General features: G+C 60.7%; 14 protein-coding genes. 8 read left to right on the forward strand and 6 right to left on the reverse strand.

What is annotated here, in order from left to right; all coding sequences use genetic code 11:
* The first annotated feature begins 4 nt into the window (after positions 1-4).
* The 4 genes from Aeroheme_RS07385 to Aeroheme_RS07400 all read left to right on the forward strand — a co-directional run bounded on the left by Aeroheme_RS07385 (position 5) and on the right by Aeroheme_RS07400 (position 2,993).
* Positions 5-991: an alpha-ketoacid dehydrogenase subunit beta gene (locus Aeroheme_RS07385; RefSeq protein ID WP_411167003.1), complete on the forward strand. Its 987-nt coding sequence runs from the start codon at positions 5-7 to the stop codon at positions 989-991.
* 94 nt (positions 992-1,085) lie between these two features.
* Entirely contained in the window at positions 1,086-2,186 is a 1,101-nt protein-coding gene (locus Aeroheme_RS07390) for a dihydrolipoamide acetyltransferase family protein (RefSeq protein ID WP_005331437.1), read from the forward strand.
* Positions 2,187-2,391: 205 nt separating this feature from the next.
* Complete coding sequence (locus Aeroheme_RS07395; protein WP_005331438.1) at positions 2,392-2,601, forward strand: cold-shock protein; 210 nt, start codon at positions 2,392-2,394, stop codon at positions 2,599-2,601.
* 95 nt (positions 2,602-2,696) lie between these two features.
* Positions 2,697-2,993 carry a hypothetical protein gene (locus Aeroheme_RS07400; RefSeq protein ID WP_167402303.1) on the forward strand — a complete coding sequence of 99 codons (297 nt, stop codon included), beginning with the start codon at positions 2,697-2,699 and terminating at the stop codon, positions 2,991-2,993.
* Here the strand turns inward: Aeroheme_RS07400 and Aeroheme_RS07405 are convergent.
* Positions 2,980-3,228 carry a TIGR02647 family protein gene (locus Aeroheme_RS07405; RefSeq protein WP_025327553.1) on the reverse strand — a complete coding sequence of 83 codons (249 nt, stop codon included), beginning with the start codon at positions 3,226-3,228 and terminating at the stop codon, positions 2,980-2,982. The two genes, Aeroheme_RS07400 and Aeroheme_RS07405, sit on opposite strands and share 14 nt — an antisense overlap.
* Positions 3,229-3,476: 248 nt before the next feature.
* On the opposite strand from Aeroheme_RS07405, the gene Aeroheme_RS07410 reads away from it, so the two are divergent.
* Together Aeroheme_RS07410 and Aeroheme_RS07415 are read left to right on the forward strand one after the other, a co-directional pair.
* Positions 3,477-4,034, forward strand: a complete 558-nt coding sequence (locus tag Aeroheme_RS07410; RefSeq protein ID WP_041206055.1) for a hypothetical protein — start codon at positions 3,477-3,479, stop codon at positions 4,032-4,034.
* A gap of 94 nt (positions 4,035-4,128) precedes the next feature.
* The gene (locus Aeroheme_RS07415) at positions 4,129-4,521 is read left to right on the forward strand and encodes a DUF2750 domain-containing protein (RefSeq protein WP_005331447.1); all 393 of its coding nucleotides are present in this window, start codon (positions 4,129-4,131) and stop codon (positions 4,519-4,521) included.
* 86 nt (positions 4,522-4,607) lie between these two features.
* Here Aeroheme_RS07415 and Aeroheme_RS07420 read toward each other — a convergent pair whose 3' ends face one another.
* Together Aeroheme_RS07420 and Aeroheme_RS07425 are read right to left on the reverse strand one after the other, a co-directional pair.
* Entirely contained in the window at positions 4,608-6,398 is a 1,791-nt protein-coding gene (locus tag Aeroheme_RS07420) for an extracellular solute-binding protein (RefSeq protein ID WP_411167004.1), read from the reverse strand.
* A gap of 152 nt (positions 6,399-6,550) precedes the next feature.
* Positions 6,551-7,444: an EamA family transporter gene (locus tag Aeroheme_RS07425; RefSeq protein ID WP_005331452.1), complete on the reverse strand. Its 894-nt coding sequence runs from the start codon at positions 7,442-7,444 to the stop codon at positions 6,551-6,553.
* A 215-nt stretch (positions 7,445-7,659) separates the two neighbouring features.
* On the opposite strand from Aeroheme_RS07425, the gene Aeroheme_RS07430 reads away from it, so the two are divergent.
* On the forward strand, positions 7,660-7,848 hold the full coding sequence (locus tag Aeroheme_RS07430; RefSeq protein WP_005331455.1) for a hypothetical protein: 189 nt from the start codon (positions 7,660-7,662) through the stop codon (positions 7,846-7,848).
* Here Aeroheme_RS07430 and Aeroheme_RS07435 read toward each other — a convergent pair.
* Positions 7,845-9,032 (reverse strand): HD-GYP domain-containing protein, encoded by a 1,188-nt coding sequence (locus tag Aeroheme_RS07435; RefSeq protein ID WP_368168874.1) that lies wholly within the window; start codon positions 9,030-9,032, stop codon positions 7,845-7,847. The genes Aeroheme_RS07430 and Aeroheme_RS07435 overlap by 4 nt on opposite strands.
* Before the next feature lie 174 nt (positions 9,033-9,206).
* Between Aeroheme_RS07435 and rsuA the strand changes: the two genes are divergently transcribed.
* Positions 9,207-9,899 carry a 16S rRNA pseudouridine(516) synthase RsuA gene (rsuA, locus tag Aeroheme_RS07440; protein WP_368168873.1) on the forward strand — a complete coding sequence of 231 codons (693 nt, stop codon included), beginning with the start codon at positions 9,207-9,209 and terminating at the stop codon, positions 9,897-9,899.
* A 110-nt stretch (positions 9,900-10,009) separates the two neighbouring features.
* Here rsuA and Aeroheme_RS07445 read toward each other — a convergent pair whose 3' ends face one another.
* A complete protein-coding gene (locus tag Aeroheme_RS07445; protein ID WP_171273969.1) occupies positions 10,010-10,999 on the reverse strand; it encodes an IS110 family transposase in 990 nt (329 codons plus the stop codon).
* A 295-nt stretch (positions 11,000-11,294) separates the two neighbouring features.
* On the reverse strand, positions 11,295-12,206 hold the full coding sequence (locus tag Aeroheme_RS07450; RefSeq protein WP_163153919.1) for a DMT family transporter: 912 nt from the start codon (positions 12,204-12,206) through the stop codon (positions 11,295-11,297).
* Between the last annotated feature and the right edge of the window lie 51 nt (positions 12,207-12,257).

The following is a 12,257-nucleotide window of genomic DNA, read 5'->3' on the forward strand; positions in this document are numbered from 1 at the left end:
CTGCATGAGTGAAATAACGCTGCTCGAAGCGATCAATCTGGCGCTGCATCATGAGATGGAGCGAGACCCTGACGTGGTGGTGCTCGGCGAGGATGTGGGGGTCAACGGCGGGGTGTTTCGCGCCACCGTGGGCCTGCGCGACAAGTTCGGCTTCAAGCGGGTGATAGACACCCCGCTCGCCGAGGGGCTGATCGCCGGGGTGGCGGTCGGCATGGCGACCCAGGGACTCAAGCCCGTGGCCGAATTCCAGTTCCAGGGCTTCATCTTCCCCGGCATGGAGCAGATCATCTGCCAGGCGGCGCGGATGCGAAACCGCACCCGTGGCCGGCTCTCCTGTCCCATCGTCTATCGTTCCCCCTACGGGGCCGGCATCCATTCGCCCGAGCACCATAGCGAGAGCGTCGAAGCCCTGTTTGCCCATATCCCCGGGCTACGGGTCGTGATCCCTTCGAGCCCGAGGCGGGCATATGGCCTGCTGCTGTCGGCCATTCGCGACCCGGATCCCGTGATGTTCTTCGAGCCGGACCGCATCTATCGCTCCATGAAGTCGGACGTGGTGGATGACGGCGTCGGCCTGCCGCTGGATGTCTGCTTCACCCTGAGGCCCGGACGGGATCTCACCGTGGTCGCCTGGGGGGCCTGCATCCAGGAGGTGATGCGGGCCGCCGCCCTGCTGGCGGAGCAGGACATCCAGTGCGAAGTGCTGGATCTTGCGACCATCAAACCCCTGGACATGGAGAGCATCCTGACCTCGGTGCGCAAGACCGGGCGTCTGCTGGTGGTGCACGAGGCCTGTGGCAGCTTCGGGGTGGGTGCCGAAATCGTGGCGCGGGTCACCGAGGAGGCGTTGACCTCCCTCAAGGCGCCGCCAAGAAGGCTCACCGGGGTGGATGCCGCCGTTCCCTACTACCGCAACGAGGAGTATTACCTCATCACCGAGCAGGATATAGCGGATGCGGCTCACCAACTGATGGAGAACAAGTGGCTATGACGTTTTTCAACTGTCGGCGCCCAGGCGCACGAGCAAGGAAGAGCCATGAAGTCGGTCAACCTTTGGTGATGTTCCCGTGTATGGAGAACTGGTCATGAAATTTTTTAAATTACCGGATCTGGGCGAAGGCTTGGCCGAGGCCGAGATAGTCGAATGGAAGGTCAGTGCTGGCGACACAGTGAGTGTCGATCAGGTGCTGCTGTCGGTGGAAACTGCCAAGGCGCTGGTGGATGTGCCCTCGCCAGTGGCGGGGGTGATCGCCAGGCTGTGCGGCCAGGAGGGAGACATTCTCCACATCGGCGCTCCCCTGGTGGAGTTTGAGGGGGGTGAGGACGACGGCACCGTGGTGGGCAAGGTCAGCGCCCATCAACAGCACATCGAGGATCACTTCGTGGTAGGTGCCATGGCGCCCGGTGGCGCCCTGGTGCAGGCCATGCCGGCGGTGCGTCTGCTGGCGCAAAAGCTGGGGCTGGACATCGACAGACTCAAAGGCACTGGCAGCGCCGGCATGGTGACCGAGCAGGACGTGCAGAGCGCCTTCGAAGCGTTGCAGAGCAGCGGCAACGAGTTCCTCAAGGGCTCGCGCCGGGCCATGGCCAAGGCGATGGAGCACTCCCATCAGACTGTTGTGCCGGTCAGCATCACCGACGAGGTGGACCTGCGTCACTGGCGGGCAGACGAAGACGTGACGGTACGCCTCATCAAGGCCATCGGGGTGGCCTGTCGTGCCGAGCCCTCCATGAATGCCTGGTTTGACGGTGATACCCTGTCGAGGAGGCTGTTCAGGGAGGTCAATGTGGCCATTGCCGTCGACTCCAAACACGGGCTCTATGTGCCGGTGATGGAGAACGTGGCTGAGCGGGAGAGGGCGGACATTCGGCACGGACTGGATCGGATGATCGCCGATGTGAAGGCGCGCGCCGTACCGCGGGAGATGCTGCAGGGGGCGACCATCACCCTCACCAACTTTGGCGCCATTGCAGGCCGCTATGCCAGCCCCATAGTCACGCCACCCCAGGTGGCCATCATAGGGGCGGGCAAGCTGTTCGAAAAAGTGGTCTTCATCCATGGGGAGGCACGGCCGGTCCGGGCACTGCCCTTGTCGATGACATTTGACCACAGAGCCTGTACCGGCGGAGAGGCGGCGCGCTTCCTCAAAGCCCTGGTTCAGGCACTGGAAGCGGCGGATGCGTAAGTGATTGCACCCTGCCCCCGGCGGGGTGCAAATTTGGTTGCGTAATCGACAAAGGCACGTATAATCTAAACCAGCTTGAAAGGGCGTTAGTTATGTCAATGAATATGATGTTTTGCATCTTTTCCTGTTGTTCATAAGTTAATCCCGTTTTTGAGCTTTATCCGCTGAAAAGCATAAGTAATTATTTTGAATACAGGTTAAAGATATGTCTAACATGATCACCGGTACCGTTAAGTTTTTCAACGAAACCAAAGGTTTTGGCTTCATCCAGCAAGAAAACGGCCCGGACGTTTTCGTTCACTTCAGCGCTATCAGCGGTAACGGTTTCCGTACCCTGGCTGAAGGTCAGCGCGTACAGTTCTCCGTGACCCAAGGTCAGAAAGGCCCGCAGGCTGAGAACGTAACTGCTCTGTAATTCTTACAGAATTTAAGAAAGCCGTGGTACCTCTGGTGCCACGGCTTTTTGTTTTATGGCATATTCATAAACCACGTTTGCCAATGACCATCATCATGATCCCATCACTCTTGCTGACAGTGGCGCTTGCCAATACCACCGTGCCGGATCCCGCGGCAAACGAGGCCGTGACAGTGTGCCAGCAATTCGTGCAGGTCCGTTTGGGCAAGGCTGAGCAGCCCGAGGAGATCAAGGCGCAGCCTGTCCCGAAGCGGGCGGGGGAGTGGTTGATCGATGGCAAGGTAAAAGGACCCGAAGGTCCTTTGTTGTTTGCTTGTCTGCTGCGGCAGGGAAAGCGCTGGGAATTGCTCAACTTCTCGCTCTGGGCGCCGCAGGAACTCAATTCGGCTTGAGCGCCACCAGCAGGTGTTGAAGATGCTCCAGCATGGTCATGCCGAAGGGGGTCAGATAGCCGCCATCGACGGCACTGATCATGCCTTGTTGATGCAGACGCTGCGCCGCGAGGCACAACTCTTCAGACATGTCGCTGCGTAACTTGATCCCCAGACTCATGTTCGCCGGATCAAAGCATGCCAGTATTTTCAGCTCATTCACAAAATCGTCAGAAACCTGGTCGATCCCACTCATGGATGCACTCCTTACGCTAAAGATGTATGCAAACTAGCATTCCCGGTTTGACTTTAGTGGGCGCTGGCTCAAAGTATTGGGCTTTCTCTGGGCCGGCTTTGCCTGAACGCTGCTTTTTTGGCCGGAAGCGTCATGCCCCGGCTGGTTGGACGAGCAGAGTCTGCGTGCCGGCAAACATGGTAGAATAGTCTCTCTTTTGTCCTCCTGGCCAGGTATGAACCCAGGTCTTCCAGCTCAAGGCGCGTCTCATGATCACTGTCACACTGGTATCTCTGCTGCACACCCTAGGTCCCCGCTTTCCTGTTTATGCACCGTCCTTGTTGCTCCCCTTGCTCGATGAGCATCAGGGGGATCTCTGGCTGCCATCCATCAAGGGGGCCGATGTCACCGCCCTGCGCCAGCATGCCAAGGGGCGCGAGGCCCAGAGTCTGGCTCCTCTGGCGGCGGGGTGGTGCGATTTCGGGGCCGGCGGCCAGGGTGAGACGCCCGAGCTGGACGCGCTGGCGAGTTACGACGAAGAGATGCTGGACAACCTGCTGATGTACTGGCACAGCCCTGGCAAGATAAATAGCCCGATCACCGATAACCTGTTCGAGCTGCGCCGTGGGGTGGTGGATGAAGCCCATGGCTCCAAGCTGGCGGTCGCCTGGGAGCAGCAGCAGCAGAGACGCTTCGAGCAGATCATGGCAGGGGTTTGGGCCGGTCGGGATCAGCTCTGCTTCGTGGAGGTGGAGTCCGCCTACTGGCTGCGCCAGCGTTTCTGCGAGACGGCGGAGATCACCCTGGTGACCCCGGCGCTGGGCTGAGATAACCGAAACAGGAGCGACTGAGCACTCTTGCTGGACAAGGCGCCAGCAAGATGTGAACATGTCGCCCTTTATTGAATGAGAGACTTGACCAATGAGCTATGAACTTAGCGACACCGAGCGCAATGCCGCGCTGCAACTGAACGCCGACTACCGCTTTGATCACTTCATCAGCAAGCTGGTCGAGCACGAAGAGCTGTTTGTTCTGACCGACGAGCACGGCGTCATGATGCTGACCACCGAAGACGAAGACTGCATCCCGGTCTGGCCGCATCCGGAATACGCCAAGGCGTGGGCCGAAGGCGAGTGGGCAGATTGCAAGCCGCAGTCCATCACCCTCAAGGTGTGGCTGGATCGCTGGGTCGACGGCATGGAACAGGACGAGCTCTGCGTGGCCGTGTTCCCGACCCCGGAGCAGGAAGGCATAGTGCTGGATCCGGCCGACGTGGCCGACGCCATCGCGCAAAAGCAGGCCAAGCGCGGCTAAGTCCCGCCCAGGCGCTGCTGCCACAAAAAAGACCCCGCCACAGTGCGGGGTCTTTTGTTTGTGCCGAGCCAGAGCGTGAAGAGGGCTCAGGGCTTTTGATAGCGAGTGTCGATCAGGGTGACGGGAGGGAAGGTCTTGCCCTGCTTGATGGCGGCTGTTGTCTCCGCTTTCAGCTCCTCGTCAATCCAGAGCAGGCCGCCGAAGCTGTAGCCCGAGTTGGCGCCATCCAGGGGCCAGTAGAGCAGATCGCTCTGGGGGGTTGCCGGAATCTTGGGCAGTTTTATCCAGCGCCAGGCGCCTGCCCGGGTATAGGGGACCTGATAGGCGGGGACGAAGCTGGCCAGCTCATAGAGCCGCTGCTGGATTTGGCGTGAGAGCTCGGCCTTCTTGCCGAAGTCGAAGGCCTTGTCGTATTGATCCACCAGGGCCGAGATGGCGTCGTCATCGAGGTTCATGATGTTGTTGGTCTGGGGCTTGTTGGCGTTGACCTTGTGGAAGTGCTCCCAGTAGGCGGGATAGCGGCCACTGCTCCAGGCCATCCAGGCGCTCTGATGCTTCTTCTCCAGCATGGATTTGAAGCCAGCGGAGGCATCCATCAGGTTCAGCTCCAGAGTGAGGCCCGCCTTCTTCGCCTCTTCCCGCAGCAGGGTCAGGCGCTGGGCATGCTCCGCCGTGGTGTAGGTGATGCTGAGGGAGAGGGGCTGACCCCTGTCGTTTTGCAAGATGCCATCCGGCCCCGTCGTGGTGAAGCCCGCCTTGGCGAAGTAGTCCCGTGCGAGCCTGGGATCGAAGGGGCGTGCCTTGATATCGGTGTTGGTGAAGGCCCCCTGGCCCGAGCCGTAGCTGTTGAGACGCTGGTAGTCCCCCCGCAGCAGGGTGGCGATCATCTTGTCGAAGGCGAGGGCATGCTGGATGCCGAGCCGCACATTGAGATCCTTGAGCAGCGGGTCTGCGGTGTTGAGGTAAAGCCCCATGGGGGACTGCGGGGTCTGGTTGTAGAACCAGAGCCGTTCGATATAGCCCTTCTCGAATTCGGCTGTCTTGCTCTTGTCGTGCCACCAGTTGGGCATGACCAGCGGGAAGGTGTCGAGATCGCCACGCAGGAAGTGCTGCCAGGCGATGTTCTGATCCCTGAGCACCTTGATCTCTATCCGGTCCGGGTTGAAGCGGTGCTGGAAGTAGCGCTCCCCGTCACCCCACCAATCCTTGACCCGGTTGAAGGTGACCGACTTGCCCTTCTTCAGCTCGCCAATCTGGTAGGCACCGGTGACCGGCAGCACCTTCCAGTTGTACTCCTTGACCCAGTTGGCCGTGAGCTTGATGGCATGGCTCGGCTCCGGGCTGAACGGCAGGGATTCCAGCAAATCCTCCCGGCTCTTCTCGGTGCCGCTGGTGATGGCGAGGGTGTGATCGTCGAACCTGGTCACCTCGCTTATCTGGGTGCTGTAGTAGTTGTTGTACCAGGGGTCGCTTATCTCCTTGCTGCGCATCATCTTGAGGGTAAAGAGCCAGTCATCGGCGGTGACGGGTTGGCCGTCCGACCAGCGCGCCCTGGGGTTGAGGCGAAAATAGAGGGTCTTGTGATCGGCGCCGAAGGCCCACTGGTTGGCCAGCATGGGGATGGGATTGCCGGTCACCGGATGGGTGGCGAGCAGGGGCAGATTGGTTTCACGAACGTAACCGGCGAAGCTGCCGTTGGAGTCGGGCCCGTACTTGCGCAAGGTGAGCGGGAAGCTCGACATGAAGTCACGGAAGGTGCCGCCCCGTTTGGCCTGTGGATCGGCATAGACGGGGTCTGTGTCGTTGCTCTCCCACTTGAGATCCGCCGGCAGGGTGGCGCTCCAGCTGAAGGCGCTCCAGCAAAGGGGGAGCATCATGGCCGCGACCCGTATGACACGCGGCAAAGTGGGGATGACCGAGGGTGAACTGTGCAGCATGTCCTTGCTCTCCTGATGGTTGGCGTCCTGCCGGGGTCAAGCTGTGAGGCCCGTGAGGGCCTGATCCATCATGGGAAGTTTCCCCATCGAGGTCAATGTTCGGCTTGTGCCTTGAACAGCCTCATTTTTCCGCCCAGCAGATGAACCACGAAGCCGAGCAGCACCAGGCCCGAGCCCAGCCACTGCAGGGTCGTGGGGTGTTCATCGAGCAGCAGGGCGGCCGCCACCATGCCGACGCAGGGCACCAGCAGGGAGAGTGGCGCCACCTGGGCCACCGGATAGCGCATCAGCAGCCGCCCCCAGAGGCCGTAGCCAAGCCAGGTGGCGACCAGCGACAGATAGAGCACGCACAAGAGCCCCTGCCAGCTGAAGTTGAGCAGGCTGGTGGCAATGACATCGGGCCCCTCGAACAGCCAGGAGAGCGCGAAGAAGGGCAGTATGGGCACCAGGCCGCCCCAGGCGATGAGGCTGGGTAATGAGGTCTGATAGCGTAGCCCAATCTGGCGATTGATGACGTTGCCAAGGCCCCAGCAGGCGGCGGCGCACAGGGTCAGCACGAAGCCGAGCAGGGTCAGGTTGCCCTCGCCGTTGGTGGCGATGAGATAGAGGCCGGCCCCCGCCAGCGGCAGCGCCACCCAGTGGTGGGGCTGCCAGCGCTCCCCCAGCCAGATCATGGCGAACAGCAGGGTGAACACCACCTGGGATTGCAGCACCAGGGAGGCCATGCCCGCCGGCATGCCGAACTTCATGGCGCAGAACAGGAAGGCAAACTGCCCCAGGCTGATGGCACCGCCATAGGCCAGCAGCCAGCGCCAGGGCATGGCGGGTCTGGGCACCAGCAAGATGGCGGGGAAGACAACGCCGACGAAGCGCAGCGCTCCCAGCAGCAGCGGCGGTATGCCCTCCAGCCCCCATTTGATCGCCACGAAGTTGAGTCCCCAGCAGAGAATGACCAGGGCGGCCAGACACTTGTCCTTGGCTTGCATACAGCGTCCTTGTGTGAGAAGCAGGGCCATGAGATGGCGCCGGAAGGGAACGAGCATACCCTCGATGGGGTGGTCGGCGTCAAGCCGCAAGCGGGGTGGCGTGCGATCGCGCCGGGTGGTTCGGGAGGAGAGGGCGGCATGTCGGGGGAGGACTAAGCTAGTAGGAGAGCGCTCGATGTGACGGGCGAGTATCTATGGCTGACTGGAGGTGTACCATGAGCGACCATACCCTGCTGCCCCATGGTGAGGATCTGCGCCGCGCCGTACGCTGGCTCAGCGAACACCATGAACACGACATCCGGGCCATCGAAGAGGCCTGCGTCCGCTTCGATCTCTCCCCGCTGGATGAAGAGTTCCTTCTCCGCTACTGCCGCGAGCAGGCACCTGAGTCCCAGGCTCGCTAGACGAAGTTGGCCAGGTTGATGCCAAACTCCTTGGGATCGACCGTGCTCTCTATGCTCTCCTGCCCCCCGTTTCTGGCGAGATCCAGCCACTGCACCTCGAGGTAGTGGCGCTGGGTGGCGTGATAGATCACCTTGACCACCGGCTTGAGCGGTTGCTGTTCGTTGCGCTGCATCACGACCGCCAGCCGCTGGTTGGAGAGCTGCACCAGGGTGCCCACCGGATAGACCCCCATGCACTTGATGAACTTGGTGACCAGCTCGGCATCAAAGTGCTGATCGATGCCTTTGAGCAGGATGCGAAACGCCTGGGTCGGTTGCATCCCCTGCTTGTAGACCCTGTCTGCCGTCACCGCATCGTAGACATCGACGATGCCGCTCATGCGGGTATAGAGGGATAGCTGTTCCCCCTTGAGCCGCTGGGGATAGCCGGTGCCATCGAGGCGCTCGTGGTGGTTGGCGGCCACCTCCAGCATGGTGGGGGTGATGCCGGCGGTATTGCTGAGGATGTCGTAGCTGTGCACCACGTGCTGACGCATCACGCCAAACTCCTCGTCGGTCAGCTTGCCCGGCTTGTTGAGCACCTCGTCCGGAGTCATGATCTTGCCCACGTCGTGGAGCAGGCCGCCCAGGGTCAGCTCCTTGAGCACGTTGCGCTCAAGCCCGAGATAACGGCCGAAGTTCGCCAAGAGGATGGCCACGTTCATGGAGTGTTCCATCAGGTAGGCATCCTTGGCCCGGATCCGCGCCAGACAGAGCATGGCGTCGCCATGGGTGAACATGGTGTCCACCATCTCCTCGGCGACCGCCGCCAGCGGGGTGATGTCGATGGGCTCCCCCGCCTTGAGGTGGCGAATGAACTTGCCCTGCAGCTCACGGGCCTCCTGATAGAGACGGCGGATCTTGAGCTCGCGCCCTTCGCCACTGCCTGCGGGACGCGCCGAGCCGGCGCTGTGGGCCGGGCTCGGGGAGACGACCTGCTCTATCCCGGGCAGCTTGCTGCGGGCGAGATCCACCCTCACCGTCAGCACGCCGCGCCGGATCAGCGCATCCACCTGCTGACGGTTGGTCACCAACCCCGTCTGGGCGATTTCCATGGCGCCGGTCTGGCTGGCGATGGCTAGTACGTACATGCCAGGTTGCAACTGGTTGACGGGGATGACGGGATGAGGCTGAGTCGGCTTCATGGGGGCTTCCTGGGATTATTATTATGCGTGGTGTCGGCGCTCTGTCGGCAGTCTATCACTGGCACATCATGGCGTCAGGCGCCATCTGCCTAACTTCTCCCTTAGTGCTGGCGTTGTGAGGTTCGGCCTATATAATGACGCCCCTTGATAACGTTGGATTCCGAGGTTTTGTGCATGCGGCTCGATAAATTTCTTTGCGATTGCTCCGATTTGACCCGTTCCCAGGCGGGCAAGCTGATCCGTCAGGGGGAGGTGATGGTGGACGGTATCCTGGTCAAGCAGCCCGCCTTCCACATCAATGAGCAGAGCCTGATCGAGTTTGATGGCGTGACCTTGACCCTGAATCAGCAGAATCGCTACTTCATGCTGCACAAGCCGGAAGGCTACGTTTGCTCCAACGAGGACCCCGATCACGCCACCGTCTTCCACCTGCTGGATGAGCCCGCCATGGGCAAGCTGCACGTGGTGGGCCGGCTCGATCTCGACACCACAGGCCTGGTGCTGATCACCGACGACGGCAAGTGGTCCCACCGCATCACCTCGCCGCGCCACGAGTGTGCCAAGACCTATCATGTCTGGCTGGCCGACCCCGTGAGCGAGGATGCCATCTCGCTGTTTGAAGATGGCGTCTACCTGCGCAACGAGACCGACAAGACCCGCCCCGCCCAGCTGGAGATCCTGGGGGAGTGCGAGGCGCGCCTCACCATTCACGAGGGCAAGTACCACCAGGTGAAGCGGATGTTTGCCGCCATCGGCAACAAGGTGATAGGGCTGCATCGGGAGCGGATCGGGGCGCTCGGCCTGGACGACCAGCTGGCACCGGGGGAATACCGGGAGCTGACCGCCGAGGAAGTGGCCCAGTTTTAATCGCGCCATCCGACGGCGAACGTTCGCAATGATGTTACCGCGTCCGATTACGCCGCGACGCGGCTAATCGAACCTGCAGAACCAATTGAATTTTGTAGATACCGTCTGTGTTAGCAAGATTCCTGGCTGTAGTTTTTGTTATACGGCTGACGGTTTTTAATGACGCCAAAGCACAGGTGTACCAGCTTGCGCATTGCAGCACCTAATGCCGACATTTTGCTTTTTCCAGACGCGATCAGCCGTTCGTAAAGTGCTTTTACATGGGGGTTATGTCTGCTTGCAACCACGGCTGCCATATAGAGCACCGCTCTGATATGCGAAGGCCCAGTCTTGGATAGCTTGGGCCTGCCAAGTACCGAGCTGCCAGACTGCCGCTGTATCGGCACCACGCCCAAATAGGCCGCGAGGCGTTCAGCTGTATGGAAGTGGTGGAGGTGTATGACTGACAAGAGGTGCTGACTTGTTTTTATTCCAACGCCCGGAATAGTGATCAGCAATGCGGCATCGTCACGAAGTTCCGGATGACGATTAATGTGATCATCTATGTCTTGCCGAAGCTTTTTGAGCTGCGTTTGCAGGAACATAATTGAGTCAGCCAGTGACTGGCGAATCAGTTCTGGCGTGTCTGTTGCGTCGGCTTTTTCCTGCCGATTTTTCTCACGCAGCAGGTCTTGGTGGACTGCATCAACTCGAGACAGCAAAGCTTGCAGGGCTCGAGCCTGTGGCGTTGGGGGTATCCAAATGGTGGGCTGGACTAATGCGCCGTAGCGCGCCAGCACCAAGCTATCGAGCCCATCCGTTTTACTTCGAATAGCTAATCCTTTGGCAAAATCGCGAGCCTGTGCGGGATTGATGATCGATACCTGCATCCCCGCGTCATGTAGTGCGATGGCAGCTCGTTCGTGATAAACCCCAGTGCCTTCCATTACCGCATGGGTATCAGAAGCCGAGATCCGTTGCTTATCAAGCCAATGGACTAACTCGGTAAAACCAGAGTCGTTGTTGGAAAAGGACTTTGTCTTTCGCTTACAGCTCGAGAGCTCAAGCAATAGACAACAATCCAACTTGGCCTTGGCCACATCAATACCGAGATAGTGCATGGCAAATTCCTCATGTTAATGACCAAATCGCCCACTTGCCTTGTACATACAGGGTCTGAGCCCTTGGCTACCGTTCAGTGTCGGGTTTGGCGATGAGGTGAGGATGAGGGCCATATCTACGGCACAAGGTTTAGTTCCTTAAGGTTCGAATCTGGCTTCCTCAGCCTCATGTGATGAGAGCTAATCATCACGCAAGTAAGATACAAGATTCGAATAGCGAAGCCTGTTCGGACGATCCTGAGGATTGGGTGTAGGTTGGCGCGAAGCGGAGCTAAGCCCAACATCAACCCCCGACTTACCCCGCTCCCAATACCATGGCCGTGCCCAGGGTGGCCAGCAGGGCACCGGCCCAGGCGGGCAGGGCAGGGCGCATCCCTGAGTGCCACCACAGCAGGGGCAGCAGTATGACCGGGGTGGTGGAGGAGAGGATGGCCACCATGCCCACGTCCCCCTGGCGCAGGGCAACCAGGATGAGCGTCATCCCGAGCGCCATCGCCAGGAAACCGTTGATGCCTATCATGCCCAGCACCTGGCGGTTGATGGGGTTGTGCGGCATGGCCAGCGGCACCCGCAGCACCCGCAGGGCACAGTGCGCCAGCAGGGCGCTCCCCATGCGGATGCCGGAGGCGCTCACCGCGTCCACGTTGCCAGCCATCATCACAGGTTTGGCGATGATGGCCCCCAGGCTCTGACAAAGAGCCGCGGTCAGGCCGAGGGCGATGCCGACGGCGAGGTGGCCGCGCACCTGCTCCCACTCGTTGTGCTGTTGGGCCTGCTGCGGGTTGCCACGGCGGCCGAACAGGATGGCGAGCATGACCCCGGCTAGCACCAGCAAGGCCCCCACCAGACGCCAGCCACCGAGTTGTTCGCCGAACAGCCAGAGCCCGAGCAGGGCGGAGAAGAGCGCATGGCAGGAGAACAGCAAGCCGCTGCGCCTGGGGCCAAGCCGGTTCATGCAGGCGAACAGGGCGGTGTCACCGACGAAGATGCCGATAAGCCCCGACAACGCCAGCAGTGGCAGGGCGCTCTCGGTGAGTGTCTGCCAGCCCCCCGTGATCAGGCTGGCGCTGGCCAGCATCAGGCTGACCAGAAACATCCGCCAGCGGCTGTAGGCAAAGGCCCCCAGATGGCGCGCCGGTTTGACGGAAATCAGGGCCGCGACGGCCCATAAACTGGCGGCAGCCAGCGCCAGCCACTCATACCCCATAAAGACCCCTGAAACGGTAAAAATCAGCCGGGCTGATGCCAGTATCGAGCG

This window comes from Aeromonas sp. DSM 116730 (assembly GCF_046581335.1).
Classification (GTDB): Bacteria; Pseudomonadota; Gammaproteobacteria; order Enterobacterales; family Aeromonadaceae; genus Aeromonas; species Aeromonas rivipollensis.

Excerpts from the sequence above, each read along its gene's own strand:
- Aeroheme_RS07385 (WP_411167003.1), top strand. The coding sequence starts at position 5 with ATGAGTGAAATAACGCTGCTCGAAGCGATCAATCTGGCGCTGCATCAT.
- Aeroheme_RS07390 (WP_005331437.1), top strand. The coding sequence starts at position 1,086 with ATGAAATTTTTTAAATTACCGGATCTGGGCGAAGGCTTGGCCGAGGCC.
- Aeroheme_RS07395 (WP_005331438.1), top strand. The coding sequence starts at position 2,392 with ATGTCTAACATGATCACCGGTACCGTTAAGTTTTTCAACGAAACCAAA.
- Aeroheme_RS07400 (WP_167402303.1), top strand. The coding sequence starts at position 2,697 with ATGATCCCATCACTCTTGCTGACAGTGGCGCTTGCCAATACCACCGTG.
- Aeroheme_RS07405 (WP_025327553.1), bottom strand. The coding sequence starts at position 3,228 with ATGAGTGGGATCGACCAGGTTTCTGACGATTTTGTGAATGAGCTGAAA.
- Aeroheme_RS07410 (WP_041206055.1), top strand. The coding sequence starts at position 3,477 with ATGATCACTGTCACACTGGTATCTCTGCTGCACACCCTAGGTCCCCGC.
- Aeroheme_RS07415 (WP_005331447.1), top strand. The coding sequence starts at position 4,129 with ATGAGCTATGAACTTAGCGACACCGAGCGCAATGCCGCGCTGCAACTG.
- Aeroheme_RS07420 (WP_411167004.1), bottom strand. The coding sequence starts at position 6,398 with ATGATGCTCCCCCTTTGCTGGAGCGCCTTCAGCTGGAGCGCCACCCTG.
- Aeroheme_RS07425 (WP_005331452.1), bottom strand. The coding sequence starts at position 7,444 with ATGCAAGCCAAGGACAAGTGTCTGGCCGCCCTGGTCATTCTCTGCTGG.
- Aeroheme_RS07430 (WP_005331455.1), top strand. The coding sequence starts at position 7,660 with ATGAGCGACCATACCCTGCTGCCCCATGGTGAGGATCTGCGCCGCGCC.
- Aeroheme_RS07435 (WP_368168874.1), bottom strand. The coding sequence starts at position 9,032 with ATGAAGCCGACTCAGCCTCATCCCGTCATCCCCGTCAACCAGTTGCAA.
- rsuA (WP_368168873.1), top strand. The coding sequence starts at position 9,207 with ATGCGGCTCGATAAATTTCTTTGCGATTGCTCCGATTTGACCCGTTCC.
- Aeroheme_RS07445 (WP_171273969.1), bottom strand. The coding sequence starts at position 10,999 with ATGCACTATCTCGGTATTGATGTGGCCAAGGCCAAGTTGGATTGTTGT.
- Aeroheme_RS07450 (WP_163153919.1), bottom strand. The coding sequence starts at position 12,206 with ATGGGGTATGAGTGGCTGGCGCTGGCTGCCGCCAGTTTATGGGCCGTC.